The sequence below is a fragment of the Vibrio sp. AIC-3 genome (genome assembly GCF_013114515.1).
GTDB lineage: Bacteria > Pseudomonadota > Gammaproteobacteria > Enterobacterales > Vibrionaceae > Vibrio > Vibrio crassostreae_C.
Genome location: NZ_VTXG01000008.1, coordinates 118,439 through 138,714, shown reverse-complemented (window position 1 = coordinate 138,714; position 20,276 = coordinate 118,439). Strand labels below are relative to the sequence as shown.

General features: G+C 43.0%; 14 protein-coding genes and 1 pseudogene. 7 read left to right on the top strand and 8 right to left on the bottom strand.

The features are described 5' to 3' along the window. Positions 1-198: 198 nt before the first annotated feature. The 6 genes from F0229_RS08280 to aspT form a co-directional block, all read right to left on the bottom strand. Entirely contained in the window at positions 199-1,113 is a 915-nt protein-coding gene (locus tag F0229_RS08280; RefSeq protein WP_171732619.1) for a LysR family transcriptional regulator, read from the bottom strand. Between the two features lie 159 nt (positions 1,114-1,272). Continuing rightward, entirely contained in the window at positions 1,273-1,698 is a 426-nt protein-coding gene (locus F0229_RS08275; RefSeq protein ID WP_017060059.1) for a hypothetical protein, read from the bottom strand. A 17-nt stretch (positions 1,699-1,715) separates the two neighbouring features. Then, positions 1,716-2,888 carry a patatin-like phospholipase family protein gene (locus F0229_RS08270; protein WP_171732618.1) on the bottom strand — a complete coding sequence of 391 codons (1,173 nt, stop codon included), beginning with the start codon at positions 2,886-2,888 and terminating at the stop codon, positions 1,716-1,718. Between the two features lie 213 nt (positions 2,889-3,101). Next, entirely contained in the window at positions 3,102-3,959 is an 858-nt protein-coding gene (gene pdxY / locus F0229_RS08265) for a pyridoxal kinase PdxY (RefSeq protein ID WP_171732617.1), read from the bottom strand. Positions 3,960-4,165: 206 nt separating this feature from the next. Continuing rightward, on the bottom strand, positions 4,166-5,764 hold the full coding sequence (locus tag F0229_RS08260; RefSeq protein ID WP_171732616.1) for a bifunctional aspartate transaminase/aspartate 4-decarboxylase: 1,599 nt from the start codon (positions 5,762-5,764) through the stop codon (positions 4,166-4,168). Positions 5,765-5,915: 151 nt separating this feature from the next. After that, complete coding sequence (aspT, locus tag F0229_RS08255; RefSeq protein ID WP_171732615.1) at positions 5,916-7,631, bottom strand: aspartate-alanine antiporter; 1,716 nt, start codon at positions 7,629-7,631, stop codon at positions 5,916-5,918. 393 nt (positions 7,632-8,024) lie between these two features. Here aspT and F0229_RS08250 point away from each other — a divergent pair. The 7 genes and pseudogenes from F0229_RS08250 to F0229_RS08220 all read left to right on the top strand — a co-directional run bounded on the left by F0229_RS08250 (position 8,025) and on the right by F0229_RS08220 (position 17,427). After that, a pseudogene (locus tag F0229_RS08250) lies at positions 8,025-8,934 on the top strand (IS5 family transposase). A gap of 197 nt (positions 8,935-9,131) precedes the next feature. Continuing rightward, on the top strand, positions 9,132-9,344 hold the full coding sequence (locus F0229_RS08245; RefSeq protein ID WP_171732614.1) for a DUF1656 domain-containing protein: 213 nt from the start codon (positions 9,132-9,134) through the stop codon (positions 9,342-9,344). 10 nt (positions 9,345-9,354) lie between these two features. Beyond that, the gene (locus F0229_RS08240; protein WP_171732613.1) at positions 9,355-10,221 is read left to right on the top strand and encodes an efflux RND transporter periplasmic adaptor subunit; all 867 of its coding nucleotides are present in this window, start codon (positions 9,355-9,357) and stop codon (positions 10,219-10,221) included. Positions 10,222-10,230: 9 nt separating this feature from the next. Then, complete coding sequence (locus F0229_RS08235; protein WP_171732612.1) at positions 10,231-11,586, top strand: FUSC family protein; 1,356 nt, start codon at positions 10,231-10,233, stop codon at positions 11,584-11,586. 326 nt (positions 11,587-11,912) lie between these two features. Beyond that, entirely contained in the window at positions 11,913-13,571 is a 1,659-nt protein-coding gene (locus tag F0229_RS08230) for a hypothetical protein (RefSeq protein ID WP_171732611.1), read from the top strand. A 129-nt stretch (positions 13,572-13,700) separates the two neighbouring features. Next, positions 13,701-15,887: a carboxylesterase family protein gene (locus tag F0229_RS08225; protein ID WP_171732610.1), complete on the top strand. Its 2,187-nt coding sequence runs from the start codon at positions 13,701-13,703 to the stop codon at positions 15,885-15,887. Positions 15,888-15,969: 82 nt separating this feature from the next. Further along, positions 15,970-17,427, top strand: a complete 1,458-nt coding sequence (locus tag F0229_RS08220; RefSeq protein ID WP_171732609.1) for a phospholipase D family protein — start codon at positions 15,970-15,972, stop codon at positions 17,425-17,427. A 101-nt stretch (positions 17,428-17,528) separates the two neighbouring features. Here F0229_RS08220 and F0229_RS08215 read toward each other — a convergent pair whose 3' ends face one another. Together F0229_RS08215 and F0229_RS08210 are read right to left on the bottom strand one after the other, a co-directional pair. Further along, entirely contained in the window at positions 17,529-18,293 is a 765-nt protein-coding gene (locus F0229_RS08215) for an aspartate/glutamate racemase family protein (protein ID WP_102333456.1), read from the bottom strand. A gap of 228 nt (positions 18,294-18,521) precedes the next feature. Beyond that, positions 18,522-20,240: an autotransporter assembly complex family protein gene (locus F0229_RS08210; protein WP_029235664.1), complete on the bottom strand. Its 1,719-nt coding sequence runs from the start codon at positions 20,238-20,240 to the stop codon at positions 18,522-18,524. Positions 20,241-20,276 lie beyond the last annotated feature (36 nt).

Sequence of the window (20,276 nt, the reverse complement as noted above, 5' to 3'; positions counted from 1 at the left end):
TCCTTAATCGACGGGCATAGAATAGGCCAAATAGTGGTGTTACCCTACTCTCATATAGAGGGTCAAACCCATCAAACATATCGTTTCTCTAACGAGGTAAGGCTCAGAAAGCAGGTACAAAAAAAGGCTCTCAGTGAGCCTTCATTTCATAGTAATTGTATGGGGGACATCTAAGAAACCACTGCATAAAACCAAAAGCTACGCTCGATAGTTGCTGATTAAACGCTCTCGATACTCAGCAATCACCGAAGTCACTGAGCGTTTGATATCACTGACCTGTTTAGAGTGCGGGCACCATAATGCAAAACCAAACTTGAAGCCTTCAACCATTTCTAACGCTTGAATTGGTTCAATGTCATGTTTAGAAGACTCTGGGTCAAAGAGAAATGATTTAGGTAGAAATGCCCAACCCAAGCCGTTTTCAACCATTTTGATCATCAAGGCAAGTTGGTCAATCTCTTCGTGGTCTGAGCTTACGACTATTTTTTCCGACATTCCTTCTTCTATTAGGGATTTCAACACAAATTGTTTAGAGTTTCTCAAAGCTACCAGCACATCCCCTTTGTCTAGATTGCTAAATTCACCACCTTTTTGTACGAACGGATAGAACTCAATATGGCCTAAAAGAGTTGCGTCTAAACTGTGCATCGCGCTGCTATCATGAATATTCACCAAACCAAAGTGATACTCACCATCCTGTATCCCTTGCTTGATCGCTTTCTTGTTACGAACCAGAAAGTTGACTCGCATCATTGGGAAGTCACGTTTGAGTTGCTTTCGAATATCGACAAGGACACGCTGAGAAATCACGCTCGAATACGCGATTGTGATGCTTTCTAATCCACCATAAGAGAGGCTCAATGCTACCTTATCGAAGGTACGAGCTTGTTCAATGGTTTGCTTGGCATAATGGTAAAGAAGATGCCCGTCTTCTGTCGGCTTTACAGAGCGCCCAACCCTTTCAAATAGGCTTACCGCGAGTTGGTCTTCAAGGTTAGTAATAACCTGCCCGATTGTCGTTCTGTGTTTATTGAGTTTAACGGCGGCTTTGCTGAAAGAGAGTTGGTCATAAACGGTAACGAACGCGAGAAGTTGTTCAATGCTGAAATTCATGTTGTTGTGCTTACTTTTAATCGTTATGTATTTAAATTATCACAGGTTGGCGAAATATCTACTTTGTCAGAATAATATTAGTGAAAATAATTCGTCAATTTGAAACAAAAAAAACCTACTTAAGACAGTAGGTTTTATCGTTGATGTCAAACGAATAACTTAAATGTATTCGATAACTCGAGCTAGATAGTTAAAGTCCCCAGAATCACCGTGGTAATTACGGTAAACATCGACACTGAAATATCTAGGTTGGTCCACTTGAATATGCTCAGCAATTCGCTGCTCGATGGATTCTAGTGTTTCACCTGTTTGCGAGTAAATGTATTTCTTGGTGGTCTTTTGAAGCTGGCGTTCTTTGGCTTCTTTGTGTGTGACGTAATTGTTCACGTCAACCCACTGACCAATGTAGTCAATCTCCACGTAGTCTGAATTTTCTTCAACCATGAACAACGCCGCTTCTTGTTGAACGTCGGCCAGTTGTAGCATGTCGTTATCGACTTTTTGCTGTTCCATTGAGGTCACATTTTGTGCCATGGCAGCGCTAGACGTTGCCATGATAAGTAGCGCTAAAGCTGTTTTATTCATTTTACGATATCCCTAAATTAAGGTAATTCTGTTACCCAAGGTTTGCCCTGAGTTGCTTTGTGATAACCATATTCGTATATGGTTAATAAATAGTGTTCATCAAACATATCTTGGGTTCGTTTGGCGTAACCAAAGTCGTGCTCGATGTAAGTAAATTGCATATCAATGTTGTTGATTTCACAGATGTATTTCATTCGATATAAATCACCACGTGTTTGAGCAAGAGTCAGGCTTGATACGCTCTTTGCTACTAAATCTAGACCCTTATCTCTCAGCGAGTGGTACGGCGCTTTCAGTGCTCCATTTCGAATAACATCGAGCTGTGGTGGCTTTTCTAACCCAAGAGCATCTGAGATCTGCTGATAGTCAAAGTTAGATGGATTGAAAAATACTTGAGCGGCTAAACCACCATCGACGTGAAGTTCTTCATAACTTTTACCTTCATATTTCACATCGATAAACTGCGGTGGGAAGACTCCAGGAATGGAAGCACTTGCTGCTAAAACCTTATATATAAGTTCAGATTTCTCAGGCATGTCACTATTTGCAATTGCGCCTACATTCCAAATGACAAGCTCTCCAGAATCAAAGTGTGTGCTACCAATAAACAAACGCTTACCGCTGCGGTGTCGCGCAGCAATTTGCTCGATCATCGGTTCAGGGAACGCCTGAGCGATAAATTGATTCAAGTTTTTACCGTCAGTAAAAGCATCTTTAAACACGGTGTTTAAAAAATTCTTTTTGCCGAGCACTGATTTGTCATTGATGTTTAACATCACCTCCTTCATCTTCGGAAATGCATCTCCGCCGATGAATACAAATGGTGCCATTAGTGCTCCTGCACTGATGCCAGTCACTATTGAGTAGTCTTTCAATTGGCCAGATTCTTCCAGCCCTATCAAGATACCGGCTCCAAAGGCTCCGTTCGCGCCGCCTCCTGACAAAGCTAAGATATTTAGTTGCTCACCTGACACGGTAATCGGCGTCGTTTGATCGACTGGAGAGTATAAGAAGTCTGGGTTTTCACTCGCCCACATACGCAATGGCTCTTTTACTGATATCGCATCTTCTAAAACCACTTCTTTGTAATTGTCTTTGTCTACGCGTACATCCAACGTGTGGGGTGAGCTACATGCCACTACAAGTAATGACAAAGCAACGGTAAAACCCGAGGAAATTAGACGGTTCATAATTAGGCTCATTTAATGTTCTCTAAAATGATTCAGAAACTCTGTTTAATCAAAAGAACAGCTATAAACAGAGAAGTTAATAAATAGGGATAAAGTGAAGTCCGTCTCTTTCTGGGAGTAATATAGCTAGGTTTAGTCTTAGCTCGTAATCTCGTTTGTAGGATGCGACCCATCGAATAGGTACACCCTCCACCACTATCGGAGTTAAACGCTCTACCCGATTTTGACCACGTTGAAATCGTGGGTAGGCTCTACAAATTCATATTGTGCATTGATTGTTTGTAGCTCCCAAGTGCCATAGCTTTTAGTTAGCTCCAACACACCATAGACCGCGTTATTTGCATGTCGGAATGCAGCTACGGGAGACATTCTCTTTATTAACCCTGCGGTAAACAGGCCAGAGATAAGGTCACCGACACCAACCGGTTGTTGAGCAAATTCAATGTTCGGTCGTTGGGCTAAATAACATGCCTTTTTCGTTGCTAAAATCATACTGAACGCGTCATCGGGTAATGAGTGAAGATGCTTCACGAGCACCATCTTTGGACCAAGCTCCAATGCTTTCTTACATGCAGTAATCGCGTCATAAAGGGAGAGGATTTTAATGCCGGTCAATTCACTTAGTTCAAATTGGTTTGGCACTATAACATCGGCAATAGGAAGCAAGTGTTTAGTAATGGCGGTTCTAACGCCATCCTCAACGATACAACCTTTATCTGGGTCACCCATTACAGGGTCACAAATATAGAGTGCACTGTGGTTCTTTTCTTTAACTAAATTAACCGACTCGGCAACCGCTTTACATTGGTCTGCGCTTCCCTGATAACCCGATAGGATCGCACCACAGTCTTTCAGTACGTTAATGTTGTCTAAGCCTCGAATCAAGTTTCGAATATCATCTGAGCCGAATGTTTGCCCGGTCCAACCTTGTTGATATTGAGTGTGATTAGAGAACTGAACAGTGTGGATTGGCCACACATCGAGTCCCATTCTTTGGATTGGAAAAACCGCAGAACTGTTTCCTGCATGCCCGTAAACCACGTGAGATTGAATAGAAATAATGCTTTTCATGCGTCGCTCTTTCAGTTTGAAATGGATTTGAATACTTGGATAAGACGACTAAATAAACACAACGGAACATCAAGATAGGAAGTTTTATCGATCTAACCACTGTGCTTATTTGGTCGGAATAGCCTCGACATCGCCGAGGCTTATTCTTAATGAGTTGGACGTCATCGGCTTTAAATCATGTATTTGATTCTAAGCCAGACTTGAACTTATGCGTCTTGAAACTCAGCGAAGTACTCATCCAATACAGTGCGTGTTTCACGGCCGATTAGCTCGTACTCGTGGTGAGTAAGGTTCGCTAGTGATACACGTACTGATGCGTGTACTGTGTCGAAACCTTTACCAGGTAGTAAGATTACGCCGGTTTCGTGAGCAAGACGGAATAGGAAGTCTTTACCTTTCTCGTTAGCTTTGAACCAGTCGACAAACTCTTGACCGTAAAGTTTGCCACCTAGCGTGTCTAGCTCTAGTAGTGTGTAGTAATCCACACGGTCTTTGTTCTCTTCGATTGCTACACCCATGTTTTTGTAAAGCGTTGTGTAGCGCTCACGGATGATGCGTTTACAAGCGGCTTTGTAGCGACCTTCTGAGTCCATTAGACAAGTTAATGCAAACATCGCCATTTGTACTTGTTGTGGTAGAGACAGACCTGCAGTATGGTTCAATGCTACGCTGCGGCTATCAGCAACGATACGGTCGATGAATTTGATGTCACGTGGCTCTGGAGTTAGCGTTTTGTAACGGTCGTCCAATTGGCACTGTGTCGCTTCACTGAATGAGCGAAGTGTATCGTCGAACACGTTCTCATCGTGAATACCGATAGTGCCTAGACGCCAGCCTGTTGCACCGAAGTATTTAGAGAATGAGTAAACACATAGTGTGTTATACGGTAGTTTTGCGAACAGAGAAACGAACTCATCTGCGAATGTGCCGTACACGTCATCTGTGATGATGAATAGGTCTTTACGCTGCTCGTTGACGAAGTTTGCTAGGTTATCCAGTGTTTCATCAGAGAATTTAACTGATGCTGGGTTTGCTGGGTTAACAACACAAAGCAGTTTGATGTCTGTATCTGCCAGTTTTTCGATTTCAGACATTGGTAGCTGCCAAGTCGTCTCATCAAGGCGTAGCTCAACGATTTCCAGCTCATACTCTGCTAGCTCTGGGATTTCTAGGTAAGGTGTAAAGATTGGCGTGATTAGCGCAACTTTGTCACCTTTTTTCAATAGACCATTGTTGAACATGGTTGCGAACGTGTACGTCATTGACGCTGTGCCGCCTTCTGTTGCGAACAAGTCAAAGTTAGTCGTCATTGGCATTGGGCCGTACATCTCTTCTGCGATGTATTGTTTAACCACTTTCTCGATGTTCACTAGCATACGTGGTGGTACTGGGTAGTTACACGCAAGGTAAGCCAGTACTAGCTCGTTTAGGAACGCTTGTTTTTCGATACCTAGACGGTCTTTTGCGTAGCTTAGTGCACGACGTAGGAAGTCAACGCCTTTGTCTGCTGCATATTGGCTTGCGAACGTGTCGAAACGCTCAACGATGCCAACACCATCAGGGATACCACCGAAATCACCACCTAGGTAAGCGTAGTTACGCTCTGCTTCTGCTACCGCAAACTCACCAAGACGGATGAAGGCTTTACGAGGTAGCGTTGCTAGGAAGTTAGGGTTACCACGACCTGCATCAAGAAGTGCACGATCTGGCACAGCTTGCGCCACTTCAATCAGTTTGTCTTTTAGCTCGAATGGGCTTAGGTCAGCGAATTTTGAAAAATCGATAGTTGGAGTTTGAGTAGTCATAATATTTACCTAATAATTTAATATTAAACACTTGTAATTAAATAAAGTGTTTTACTTAAGCGTGATTATTCAGGCCTACCCTATTTTTGATTGGGTAGGTCTGTTAATAAGTTGATGATTTTTTAAATCTATAATGAGTTGTAGGTTTTAATTACATACCCGCATTAACGGTAATAATGCCGACGATAATTGGGCCCCATAGAGTCAGTAACACGTTGGCTACGGCGTAAGTCACAGTGAAAGAGAATACTGGCGTTGCGTTGCCTGTTTTTTCCATCAATGCAGCGAACGCTGGGTTTGCACTTCGACCACCGGTTACACAACCTAAAGCTTCTACCGGATTCTTTATCTTCAATACAAAGTACGAGAAGAAGAATGAAATAATCTGTGGAATGATGGTTACCGCAACACCCAAGAATAGTAGGCTCATACCGTGTTCTTTGATGGTGTCTACCGCTTGAGGGCCAGCCTCAAGACCAACGATACCCACGAATGCTGCTAGACCGAAGTCGCGAATAAAGCTTGCTGCTGATTGTGGGAATTGCGCCACATGTGGGTTACGGCTGCGTAACCAACCAACAATCAGACCTGACACTAGACAGCCTGCACCAGAGCCGATAGTGACCGGAATACCTGCAATTTTGAAGTTGATTAGGCCAATCAAAAGACCCAATACCATACCCATGCCTAGTACAATGAAGTCAGTCATTGTTGCTGAGTTCATTGGCTTACCGATTGTACCTTGAACACGATTAATATCGCTTGGTGAGCCAGTTAATTGAATAACATCATTTTTCTTAACAACAAGGTCAGCGTGAACTGGGATTGATACACCTTCGCGAAGGTAGTCAGTCACATAAACACCACGGTAAGTGCCTTTGTTCGCTTCTGATTTGATTTGACCTAGTGTACGGCCAATCAGTTGTTTGTTGTCTGCGATAAGCTGACGGTTCTCTTCAATGACTTCGTACTCTTCTGGAAGCACAACTTCAGAGCCAACAGAGTCACCTTTCAACTGACTAATGGCTTTACGAGTACCTGTGATAACCAGAACATCGCCTTGTTGAAGCTTAGTAAATTTGTCTGCTTCAATCGCTTTGCCATCACGCTCGATAACTTCGATGCATGCGTCTATTGAATCTTGATTGATTTGGGCTAGTGTCAAACCATTCACTTTGCTCTCTGCTTTGATTTCAAAAGCGCGAGTCTCAAGTTTTGTCATCGCATTGAATTCACCAGCACCAAGCTCTGCATTACCATCTGAGTTCGCTTCTGCCATTTTGATTGCTTCAGCGCGGATATCCCATTTCATTAGTGTTGGGAATACCCATGTCACCATTAGGATTGGACCTAGAGAACCGAAGATGTAAGTTACAGCGTAACCAACAGCAACGTTAGTTTGCATCAGATGTTTGGCTTCTTCAGACACACCACCCAAACGGGCGATCGCATCGCCTGCAGTACCAATGATCGCAGACTGAGTTAAACCACCGGCAGCTAGGCCCGCAGCAGTACCTCTATCTAAGTCAAACAACCACGCAGCGGCAAGTACACACAATAAGCCTGAAACCGTCATAACAACCGCAGACAACAGAATGTTGATGGTTCTAAAGTTAAGCGCTTTAAAGAATTGTGCGCCGCCTTGATAACCCACAGCATAAATAAAGAGCGCAAAGAAAATACTTTTTACGCCGGGATCAATCTGAACACCAAATTGCCCAATAATTACGCCCATTAATAATGTTCCGGCCACACCGCCTAAAACAAATCGGCCGATAGTAATTTTACCAACCATATAACCCAATGAGAGTGTAATAAATAATGCGACAAATGGTGCCATGTCAAACAGATTAGAAATAATGTCCATGACAAATTTACTCTTGTTACTAAATATAAGGAGTAAATAATCTAACTAATAACTTAATAATGATATTTGTTGGATTATTCAAAATAAATAAAGCATCTCGTTGCTTCGAACCGAATATTAAGAACAAAAGGTTTTATTATGTAATCCCATTTGATGGATCAAATCATCACTTTAACTGTTCGCATAGTTTTTGAAGTGCAATTTACACCTTAAGTGATTGGTTTAAATAGATTTATCTTAAACCGGCAAAAGTAGATGATTTTCGAAATTAATTTCAATTAAGTGTTTCCACTTCAAGAACGACAACCTACCTACGGCGTTGTTGCCTAAATTAGTTGAGCCTTTTCCAAGTCCTGTGATCTGATCATTTGAAACGATTGGAATGGTGGTGATATGGGTAAAGCAAACAAGAAGATAACTAACTGGACGGAGTACAATAAGGCTCTTTGTAAACGTGGTTCGGTTACATTCTGGATAGATGATTCAGCCGTAGATGCATGGCGATGCAAAACTCATCATGGTAAGCGTGGGAGAGGCTTTCAGTACTCTGATACAGCGATTGAAACCGCCTTGATGATTAAGGGCATCTTCTCTCTTCCTTTACGTGCTCTTCAAGGCTTTATCGACTCTATCTTTGAGCTATTAGATGTTCCACTAACGTCCCCTGACTACACCTGTATCAGTAAACGCTCGAAGACAGTTCAGGTCAAATATCGCAATAAATCGAGAGGGGCTATTCGCCATATAGCCATTGATTCTACTGGCCTCAAAGTCTTTGGTGAGGGGGAGTGGAAAGTGAAAAAGCATGGTACAGAAAAACGTAGGACATGGCGCAAACTGCACTTAGCTGTGGATGTGGATACTCACGAAGCGATTAGTGCGGAAGTCAGTCTTGTAAATGTAGGCGATAGTGAAGTGTTACCGACGTTACTCAACCCACTACGTAGAAAGGTCGCTGCCGTATCCGCCGATGGAGCATATGACACAAAAAATTGCCACGAGACTCTGAAAAAATAAAGGCTGTACTCCGTTAATACCGCCTCGAAAGAATGCAGCTCTTTGGGAAGACGGTCATCCCAGAAACAAAGCGGTAATGGCTCTGAGAGATGGAACAATATCGGAATGGAAAACAGAGTCTGGTTATCACTATCGTTCAATATCTGAGACTGCTATGTCCCGATATAAAGGACTAACAAGCGATAAATTGAGCTTGAGATGTTACAACGCTCAAGTGGGCGAAATCATGGCGAATGTCAAAGCGATTAACAAAGTCATAGGACTAGGTATGCCCGTTAGAAGCTAACGGCTAGCTACATATGGTGTCGTTGATCTTCAAGCTGATTTGATCAACAACGCCGCTTACGGCTCTCAACAAAGAGGCAGTTGGCATAATCACCGAATAAAGTTGGATTTTGATGGGTACGATCCTCTATAAACGATTATCACAATACATCGAACTCCGTTATCGTTGCATTCATCAAACAAATAGAGAACAGAACCATGAATACCATGCCGCATGAGCTTGTGTGGGATGAAGTCTACTTCCCACCGCTGTTATTGGTTATCGCACTGGCTTACATACTGACAATGCTAACAGGGTCAATCGCGACACGGTTTAGCCTTCATAAGTACGTCGCCTTTCCTGCAATAGCAGAACTGAGCTTGATCGTGATTTTTACTGGCGCTATCGGCCATTTTATTACCATTTTTTGAGGCACTTACTGTGATCAAACGTTATCTCATCACACTTTTATTATTGGCTGCTGCGGGAACTGTGGTTTATAGCTATTACCAGTCGTACTCAAGTAACCCATGGACCAGAGACGGACAAGTCAGCGCTTATATCGTCTCGATTACACCTCGAGTCACGGGTCAAGTCATTGAAGTGCATGTCGAAGACAACTCGAAGGTAAAAAAAGGCGATCTTCTTTTTGAGATCGATCCGAGTATTTACAAGGCGACCTACAGAAAAGCACTTGCGACTCAAAAACAAGCATTTGCCCTACTCGCCAAAGCCAAAAACGAAGAGCAACGCGCGTTGAATTTAGAGAAAAGAACGCCCGGTGCCGTGCCCGTGCTGACACTAAACAACTTGAACAACGCGGTAGAAACCAGCGCCGCAAATGTCGAACTGGCAAAAGCGAACGTAGAAGAAGCATATCTCAACCTTGAGTACACCAAGGTATATGCGCCTACTAACGGCTATATCACCAATCTGAACCTACGTGTTGGCTCTCAAGTTGTCGCGAATTCACCTGTGGTTGCGCTAATTGATGAAGATAGCTTCTGGATTGAAGGTTATTTCAAAGAGACTGATTTAGTCGGTGTCGATGCTCAGGACACTGCTTATGTGACCTTAATGATGCACAACAATGTTCAGCTAGAAGGACATATCAAAAGTATTGGTTTTGGTATCGCGAAGCAAGACGGCAGCACAGGTAATGATTTATTGCCAAACGTGAATCCAAACTTCCAATGGATACGCCTAGCTCAACGCATCCCTATCAAAGTGAAGTTAGACAAAATACCAGAAGACGTACAACTGCGTGTTGGTATGACTGCCTCGATCAAAATAATCAAAAATAGCTAGGTGATTCTTATGTTCACTGCATCGACTAAAGACGCGATTAAAGTCGCACTCTCTATCGTTATCGCAATCTGCCTAGCGTTGTGGTTTGGTTTGGAAAAACCGTATTGGGCTGCGATAGCCGTCGCAGTGATGGCATTGAACGAGAGCTTCGCCCATTCAATAAACAAAGGCCATAACCGGTTAATGGGAACCTTGTTAGGGACCGGTTATGCCTTTTTCCTCATTGCGATGTTTTCACAAGATCGATTTTTGTTTCTAACATTTCTTACCGTGTTCTTAGGCACTTGTATTTTCATGTCTAGTGACGAGAAATACGGCTACATCTTTTCAATAGGATTTACCGTGTGTTCGATTGTTGCTTGTCTGGGCGGGTTTGATAACCAAACCACCTTCCACTTTGCTGTACTTAGACTTCAAGAAACACTATTAGGTGTTGTTGTGTTCTCTATTGTGTATCGCATCGTGTGGCCTGTGAATACTGAACTCAACTTTGTACAACGTTTCGAAACCAGTAAACAAGCGTTGTTAGATGCGATGGAAAAAACAGACAACATCGACATTGCCGCACTTGAAAGCAACACCGCGAATATTGATAAGCTGTATCAACTTTTAGATCTGCCACTGACCGGAAGCTACCACCTTAAAGAGAACATCCAAACATGGCGCTTGCGTATCGATGAAATGGCACATATCCAAGATACATTACTCAAACAAAGTAACAGCGAATCAGACTTAGATATCCAATGGGCAGTTCTTACTCACAACTTGAAGACGTTCGATGTATTAACACCAGAACAATCTCTTGTTGAGGGTGAACTCAATGTCATAGGTGATCATAAAGACGTGTCTTGGCATCATGCACATCGCACGTTTGTTGAACATTTGAATGAAGATGGGCGCAAAGTGCTGCAAGGCGTGTCGATGTTTATCACATCGCTGTTGGTTTGGATTTATCTTCCAGTTCCAGGTGGTTTCATATTTCCTATGTTAGCCGGTGTATTCTCTTCTATGGTGCCGACCATGCCACCAAGCGTTATTAAGGACGCTTTTTATGGTGTGTTGGGTACAGGGTCGGTGGTTCTGTTGCAATACATCTTTGTGATGCCATTAATGACAGAACTATGGGAGCTGGGACTATTCTACTTCCTTAACATTATGGTGATATGGAAAGTGTTCGCGACACCTAAGCTCATGGTACACCGAATATTGGGTATTAACTTATTAGTTGTTCTCACATCTGGTGCGCTCAACCTCACACCTGTTTATGGAATTGAAACGCCACTTTTGATGCTCGTAAACATTTTGATTATTCTGATGATAGCGAAGTTGTTTACTGATCTATTTAGAGTGAGGGTAACTGCTTAGAACTAAATGCGCTTAACAACTCACAACAAAACGGTCTGCCAAGTATTTTTACTTCACAGGCCGTTTTTTTATCTATTGAAAATCATTATAAATCAATTGATTAACGCTAATTATTACTAAGTGAGGATAGCGTCCATCAAACGCGATTAACGCGATCTGCCACCTCCTCTTAAAATCCTCTCATTGATTGACGCAATGCATTTTTAGTTGCGACATTCACACTAGCAATCCTAACGGATAAATACATAACAACTGAACACGACGTTCAGTATTACATCGACTGTTTGAGTCTCGAAGGTTTGAGGCCACTCAGCGTGGAAACCGTCATGAGTTTTTTTGAAATACGCACCAGCGCCTGTAAGACCCATACTCTTTCTGTGTTAGCGAGCGCCCTATTACTTACCACCCCCAATTTTGCGTCTGCGGCAGAAACCAAGACTTACAGCGAAGTTATGGAAAAAGGTCGAGCACTATTTGACAAATATGGCATCAGTCATGATTTACCAAAGCTAGCAATCAGTTCGCTCGTACAGGGCGAACACCTAGTTGAACACGCACATCGAACCATACAAATTGGCGATGAGGTTCGTGACTCAAGCGTCTATCTGATAAAAAACACAGACAGCAAAGGCAACATCGACCTGCGCATCAAATACAACCCGCAAGAGCTGGATGAAAACGAAAAACTGCTCGATGAAATTGAAGAGTTTACGCGCACTGAGTATCGACTAAGAAATTATGCAGAAAGCTTCGATCCATCGTCAGTGAAAGTCAATGAAAAAGACAACGGCGACGTGACCATTAGCTTCAACTATTCGAGATACGGCTTACCACAAGACATCGCCTATTTCCGTTTCTTGAATGTTGATATTGAACTTGTAGGCGGCACACCAAAACGCATGGTAATCACCAACGACAAGCCATTTAATCTTGGTAAGTCAAAAGTCGATACCTATTACCAAGTGATTGATTTCCAAACGTTAGACTCTGGTCAAGTCGTTATTGAACGTAAGACAATTAACATCGAGGGTACGTCTAAAACGAAACCGATGACCATGAGCGCTGTAACTGAACCCGTCGCAATTTATGAAGACGACAACGGCGTTAATGTCCTGCATGAAGGGCGTCTAAAAGAAGTTTCAGATCCTCGTATGCAAGAAGCGAGTGTTAAGTTAGATCGAGTATTCCCTTTAATGGGTGACATGGTGCGTCGTCAAGGTATCGATTTACCCCTTCCATTCGGCGTATCACTGGCTTATCGCAATCAAGATATGGATATACCCATGACAGATTACGTGATTGGTGGAGTGCGCTTGAATGATTTATTTGACCCGGAAGACAGTGTTGCGACGGTCAAAGCGGAAAGTGTTTCGATACGCGGCGACGTAAATATCTTGCCATTCTGGAATGTATTCGGGTACGTAGGAAAGGTAAACGTTGATGCGAATGTTGACGCCTCTTATACCGGCGCCGCAGGTGAATACTTAAAAGACAAGCTCAATAACAAATTGCCAGGGCTAGGTAACGCACTTTGCGAAGGTGTCTCTGCCTTATGTAACAGTGGTCGTTTGAATGTACCACTTCATCTTGAATATGACTTACGCGGCGCGGGCACCACATTATCTGTTGGTTACAAAGAGTTCTTTGCCTCAGTCACAGGTACCTATTCACAAACACGCCTAAAAGGAGTGGACGATTGGGGAGATGGCATTGTCACGGTTCAACCCATGCTGGGTTACCAATTAGTTGATTATCGAGCTCAGTTTTTCGTGGGTGCTGAATACCAAGGTTTAAATTCACGTATGCAAGGCACCGTAAAAACCGGAGACATCGAATTTGATTATGACGTTGGCGTCGATATCGACCAGTGGGCATTCCTAACAGGTGTTAACAAGCAGATCGGCAAAAACTACAACATGACCATGTTGTACAACAAAGGCGAAACTCGTTCGGCTGTAACGCTGAATCTTGGCTACCGATTCTAGTCACCGAACTTTGATTACCAGCCTAGCCCTTAAACCAGGTTGTTCTTAATAAGAAATTTTGTAGTTCTGTTATCTACGCAGATAGCGATGAAACAGACTACGCCGAATACTATTGTGGAAACTCATTTTATGACTATTGCATACCGTTCAATGATCGCTCTTACTATTACTACTGCCTTAGCAGGTTGCGATACTGATAGTGCCCCTACTGTTCCATTCCCAGACAAGCCCGAACCGTTAGTTCCGGCACCGGCTAAACCGTTTGATGCTCAAATCGGTAACGTAACGATTAAAGCGACGATAGAAGAACTGGTTATAACTTCGAATACCGAAGACGACAAACTGGCTTCCGTTGAATCTTTCAAAGGGATTCAATATGCAGAGGCTCAGCGCTTTGAACACAGTGAAGTTGTAAACCTTGTTGAAGGTACTTTGGATGCGACTCAGTTCGGTTATGCTTGTCCTCAACTAAAAACGACAACACAAACACAAGATGAGAACTGCCTTAACCTCAATATCTGGCGCCCAGCAGGCGTAGATGCTGATGCAGATCTACCGGTTTATGTATTCATCCACGGTGGTGATTTCGAATACGGTTCTGGTGCAGAGCCGCTCATCCAAGGTGATACCGTGGTTGCTCAAGGAAGCGACGATGGTAAGCCTTTCATCTATGTAAGCTTTAACTACCGTCTTGGTCAGTTAGGTACTCAATGGGTTAAAGGCGCTTACAAAGATGGCAACTATGGCCTAGGTGACCAGAAGCGTGCCTTGGAGTGGGTACACAATAATATTACCGACTTCGGTGGTAACGCTCAAAACGTAACCGTTATGGGTCAAGGCTCAGGTGCTATGTCTATCGGTTTCTTGCAGCAAGATGACAATATCGCAGGTCAATATTTCCAACGTGCAATCATGCAAAGCAACCCTTATGGGTTTGAGTATCCAAGCTATGAAGTTGCAAAAGATCGCAGTAAGGGTTTTACAGCAGACACTTCGCTTGACAAGATCATGGCGTCGCAAGAAACAGCTTTAAATGGATTAGAACAGCTGAAAAACTGGTTACTTAGTTCTCTGTCACTCTCACTGAATTACAAACTCAAGTTTGATGATATAGACGAACAAGGAAATATAAAAGTGGGTCCCAACTCTGATAAGACACCAATGTCTACCCTTATGCCATTTGCTCCCTATATCCTTTGTAAAGAGCTAGAGACAGACTCAGACGCTGATGAAATTTGCGTAAGTTCTATTGAAGCACCTATAAAAACAGATTTCGCCGTATCTACAGTACTTGGAAATAACGCTAGTGAATCTAACAGCTTCGGCATGTTATTCAATGTGACTTTTTTAGTTCCTACCATAATTGAGTATATAAAGCCCGAGCTCAACGAAGGTACAAACTCAGAAGAACTTGCATTAAGTATATTGGATTGGTTAAGTGATGAAGATAACGTAGCCATGCTTGAAACTAAAATTGGGGGGATGAGTACTGAAGAGTTAACCCAAAACATGACGCTTTCCCTTACGGCATACAAGTCTGTAACAGAGCTATTTTTTGGTTTAGATACAGACATCAACATTGACGTAAATTTGTTTAATTCGATTGCATTTGGTGTGTGCCTAGCAAATGCAGCTAATGGTGAGGATAGTTACTTAAGTTGCTTATCAATTATTGGAGACATAGAACTTGCTAGTCATGATGAAGTAAAAGCTGCTCTAGATCTAACAGACTTCTACCCTAACTCAGAAGCTGACATAGGTGGTGCTCTTGACAACATGACGCAATTTAAAACCTTGCTAAATGACACCTTGTTCAATGGTCCAGCTCGTCACATGGCAGCAAACAGCGGAGTAGAAGCAACGCTATACCACTTTGAGCACAAACCAAGCTTTAACATGTGGAACTATAAAACAGGTCTAAATGAAGAAACGGGCGAATACGACCAACTGTCAATCATTGATCTATTCAAAACGATTGGTTGCATCAGCGGTGCATGTAACGGTTCAGAACTGCCATTTATGTTCAACAAAGCTGTACGTTTTGATGGAAGCGAAGTAAATCCATCAAGCAAAGATAAAGCCCTTATGAACGAAATGTCGCGTCTTTGGTTTAGCGATGAATTGTTCCAGAGCTACCAGTACAGCGATGCTACCGACAATGTGCTTGTCATTGATGGTGCAGGATTCAGCGACAACAGCACTACCTTCGACTGGGACTATGTCACAAACCCAGGTGTTGATCCTAAGCTTCGTGAAGGTCGCTTAACGGGTCTAGCAGAGCAAGGTCTTATGCCTTGGGACTGGTACCTAAACTAAACATACTCAACACCTCTCCTATTTTAACGGCCAGTTCGCTGGCCGTTTTTATATCTAAATTTTATTTAAACGCAGGTTAGTTATGACACTTAGCAAACTAAAAACAGCATGCACAATAATGTTGATTGCTTTGGTCACAGGATGTGCCCAACCTTACCCCGATGTTGAACCTGACTTCGAAGCTAACTGGCAAAGCACAGAACATCAAGCCGAAGTCTATTTGATCCCGAGTGCGCCTGAAGCCTTTGCGCGCCGCATTGATCTGGTTCGCCAAGCAAAACACTCGATTGATATGACTTACTTCTCTTGGGAAAACGACACTCTGGGTCTGATGCTGTTAAACGAGCTGAAACACGCCGCTGACCGCGATGTGGCCGTGCGCCTGACACTGGATGACCTACTCGTTTTTAATGACAAATGGTTAGCAGAATTAGACTCACATCCCAATATTGAGATTCGACTGTTCAACCCTTTTGAGTCACGCAAAGCTGGCTGGATTGGTCGTGCGTTTAACTTCTCTACTAATCAAAAACAGTTAGATAATCGACTGCATGAGAAATACTTTAACGTTGATCACCATTCGATGATCCTCGGTGGGCGCAACATCGGTGATGACTACTTTGGCTACAGCGAAAGTGCCAACTTCTTTGATATGGATGTGCTGTTTAAAGGCGACGTGATTGCTGCTTTCGACCGAAACTACCAAGCGTTGTGGAACAGTGAGCATGTAGTGCCAATTCAAGAACGCATTAAAATCAAAGAGAAAGAGCAATACCAAGCGTTCACCAAAGCGTTGAACAAAGGTGAAAAGAATCAAGCATTGATCACGTCTGAAGTCGAAAGGCAGATAAAGAGCTTAAACCAACCGAAGTTCATTTCAGCCTCTGTCACGCCGGTATTTGACTCACTGGAGAAACTCAATGACAACAAGCCCTACTTTCGCCAACGTATTGAACACTTGATGAAGCAAAAAGTACCGACACCATCTAAGGTTATTATTTCTACGCCTTATATGGTGCCAAGCGATAACAAGTTTGTATTCGTCGACGCACTTAGAGAGAGCGAAGCCGAAGTCACCTTACTGACGAATTCATCGGCTTCTAATGATTCGGGCTTTGTGCCTGCGTATTACGAAAAACACCGTGAGACTCTACTCGACAAGGGCGTAAGTATCTATGAGTACAAAAGCCAAGCGATCAATGATGATCACTACTTTCATGTTGATACCTACTACCACAACAAGACAGTAATTTTAGATGAGCGTGTCACCTATATTGGCTCTTCTAACTTCGATCCAAGATCAGACTTTCTCAACGTTGAGTTTGGGGTGTTGGTTGACAGTGAAGAGTTTGCGAAGCAAGTGACACACTACTTAACACGTCAGAAAGAGGAGTTGTTCTGGGCTGTGTCGCGAGAACAATCAGGTGACACCATCTGGGCTTCAGAGGAACAAATCCATACTAAGAACCCGAACTACAGTTCATGGAACAAGGTACCTGATTGGTTATTTCGAAAAATGAATGGCGAGTTCGAGCTTTAAGTGTTCAGCTTCGAATCTTAATTTTTAATTTTCTCCAGTCCAAATGTAAAAAAGCCGCGTAATTCGCGGCTTTCTCATGTTTCAAATACACGTATCTGAGCTTATAGACGGTAGGTCATCGCTCTTTGGGCTACGTAGTTCACCATATCAAGCGTTGTGAAGATCGAATTAACATCATTAATGTTGTAATCCACATGTCCACGCTCCACATATTGCTCAGCGAGACGGTAAATATCAACGACACGCTCAGCTACCGCTTCCATAGGATCAATAAAAGTGACTGTTGGAAATGCCGTTTCAAGTTGCTTTCTAACCAAAGGAAGTTCCGTGCATCCCCAAATAACCGTATCAACGCCCTTCTCTACGATGGATTGAATCGCTACAGCAAGCAGTGCGGCATTACGCTCAAACTCGCCCGCTTTGATCCCGTTGGTTTCTCGGATTGCTTGTCCACACTCTGTCATCTCACCGGTTACTTCACCATAGATAGCACTATGCACGTTATGCTCTTGCTCAAAGGAATCTGGCTTAACGAACACCAGATTCGCGTCCGTTAGGTAACGATCATAGATTCCCGAATTGTATGTGCCGTTGGTACATAAAATACCAACAACAGATTCAGAGTTCTGCTCTTTGATTTGATCAACGGTGGTTTGAAGCATGTCGACGATATAAACGTTGGTGTGCTTTTGAACCTCAGGTCTAAAGTAATGAGCGGTGTTACAGGTCATTACGCCAAACTGAACATTGGCATGTTCTAAAATGCACGCTGACTCAATCAGTTCAGGCACAGGCTCGGTACCGCCTTCGTTAATCACTTCAGATCGAGCGGGGATATCTGAGTTTTTCACCACTATCATGGCCATGTGGTCTTAGTCTTTAAGTGCGCCGTGTTCAATTTCTTTCTTGGCGACGATATCTTGGAACAGAGCATCTGCTTCAGGGCCCATATTACCAAATACACCGAATCGTAGCTTTTTCATTGTTTTTACCTTTGTGTTTGCTAAAGCACAAAGGTTATTACGCTCTTTCGATTTACTTGAATCCTATTAGATGGTTCGCATCCTCGCGAGTGCATAAACAGCGTACAAAAATCAGAATTGAGTACCCAAGGAAAAATGAATACGAAATTCGTCGCCTTCAGGCGCATCTAAGCCGTAAGCAAAATCGAGCTTAACTGGCATTAACTGTGAGTTCCAAATCAAACTCACGCCCGTCCCACGCTTCCAATCCGCTTGTTGATCAAATGCATCACCCACATCAAGAAATGCGCCCAACCAAATTGAACGATAGACTTGATGCTGATATTCGAGTCCAGCAGTTAACATATAACGTGCCCCCGTTAGTTCACCATTCTCGTCTCTAGGGGAGATAGATTCGTAACCATAACCTCGCAGGTTTCCATCGCCACCAGCAAAATACCGCAGTGACGACGGCACATCAGATAATGATTTGGCAATGTTGATGCCTACGTTGGAGCGGAAATGGAGCTTCTGCCTGTCACTAATATCCCATGAAAGGACACTGTTTCCTTCCAACCGCAACAGCCTTGAGTCAGAGAACAGACTAGGGTCAGAATACTCGACAGAATAGATGTGTCGATGATTGAGCTCCAACTGATCATTTTTACGATCAACCTGAGAAAAACTGATGCCAGGTAACAGCAATTGCGATTGCTCTTCCTCAGACGCCTGACGGTACTGTTCGTGCAAGTATCTGACATAAATGGTGCTTTGCCAATCACTGTCTAATTGCCAGTAACGTTCGAACTTAAGATCGTTTGTAAAGCTATTGGTGTCTCGATGATCAATTCGTTTCGATTCAAACTGAATACCAAAGTAATCCGTTGTGACTTTCTCTGTGGGGATTTTGTACCCCAACTGAAGTGATTGCTCCTGTTCAGACAAATATGTCTGTGTTTCAAAGCTGTGGCCTCTCCGGTTATACCAAGGCTTTGACCAACTGAGAGAGGCGCGTAAACCGAGATCAGTAGAATAGCCGCCACCGACCTGCACGATATTTCGAGAACTTGGCTCGGCAATGATTTCAATTGGAACTTCTAGGTTGTCATCAAGTTTGTCAAAGTCACCATGTACGATGACACTTCGAAACCATTGAGTGTCTGACAAATCAGATTGCAGTTCACCTAACTTGATGGTGTCAAAGTCATCACCTTTTTTAAAGGTGGGTATTTTCTCGATACGAGTAGGGTCAACCCCATCATCAGGAATACTTATAGAACCGAACTTGTAGCGTGGACCACTTGCAAAATACAAGTGTATATTCGCGATGTTCTCGCTAGGAATAACTTCAATCTTTGACTCGATAAACCTGCCGTCAAAATAACCTTTCCGCTTTGCTAAAGAGAAAATCGCACGCTTAGTTTGGTCGTATTCTTGGTGAGACAAAGTTAAACCTGAGCCTAACTTGCTTTGATTGAGTATATTGATGAACTCCGCATCTAGGCTAGCTTCACCTGTTATTTTTACTATCGATTCTGCGATGCGCATGACAGGACCAGAATCGATGTTAATGATCACGTTATCAGAATCATTGAGGTCGATATCGAGCTGTGGGTGATAATAACCATAAGGGTTGAGTGCATCTTGAATACGTTTAGATAGCTTCGTTTTCGATAGCTGTGATGCAGGAACATCGGCTAAAGGTTCTAAATATAATTCTACATTTTCGGTGAGAGTTTTATTAACCCCTTTAACCTCAAATTCAGCAGCACTAGAAGAGTGTTGGGTAAACAGGAAAAATGAAGTGGCCAGCACTAATTGTTTAATCGAGGTCTTCACGCGGTTACCCAATTGCTCAAAACCCGAACAGGTTATGAGCAAAGCGTT

Coding starts and splice junctions, on each gene's coding strand:
- F0229_RS08245 (WP_171732614.1), top strand. CDS start 9,132: ATGAATACCATGCCGCATGAGCTTGTGTGGGATGAAGTCTACTTCCCA.
- F0229_RS08235 (WP_171732612.1), top strand. CDS start 10,231: ATGTTCACTGCATCGACTAAAGACGCGATTAAAGTCGCACTCTCTATC.
- F0229_RS08275 (WP_017060059.1), bottom strand. CDS start 1,698: ATGAATAAAACAGCTTTAGCGCTACTTATCATGGCAACGTCTAGCGCT.
- F0229_RS08280 (WP_171732619.1), bottom strand. CDS start 1,113: ATGAATTTCAGCATTGAACAACTTCTCGCGTTCGTTACCGTTTATGAC.
- F0229_RS08270 (WP_171732618.1), bottom strand. CDS start 2,888: ATGAACCGTCTAATTTCCTCGGGTTTTACCGTTGCTTTGTCATTACTT.
- F0229_RS08230 (WP_171732611.1), top strand. CDS start 11,913: ATGAGTTTTTTTGAAATACGCACCAGCGCCTGTAAGACCCATACTCTT.
- F0229_RS08225 (WP_171732610.1), top strand. CDS start 13,701: ATGACTATTGCATACCGTTCAATGATCGCTCTTACTATTACTACTGCC.
- pdxY (WP_171732617.1), bottom strand. CDS start 3,959: ATGAAAAGCATTATTTCTATTCAATCTCACGTGGTTTACGGGCATGCA.
- aspT (WP_171732615.1), bottom strand. CDS start 7,631: ATGGACATTATTTCTAATCTGTTTGACATGGCACCATTTGTCGCATTA.
- F0229_RS08215 (WP_102333456.1), bottom strand. CDS start 18,293: ATGGCCATGATAGTGGTGAAAAACTCAGATATCCCCGCTCGATCTGAA.
- F0229_RS08260 (WP_171732616.1), bottom strand. CDS start 5,764: ATGACTACTCAAACTCCAACTATCGATTTTTCAAAATTCGCTGACCTA.
- F0229_RS08220 (WP_171732609.1), top strand. CDS start 15,970: ATGACACTTAGCAAACTAAAAACAGCATGCACAATAATGTTGATTGCT.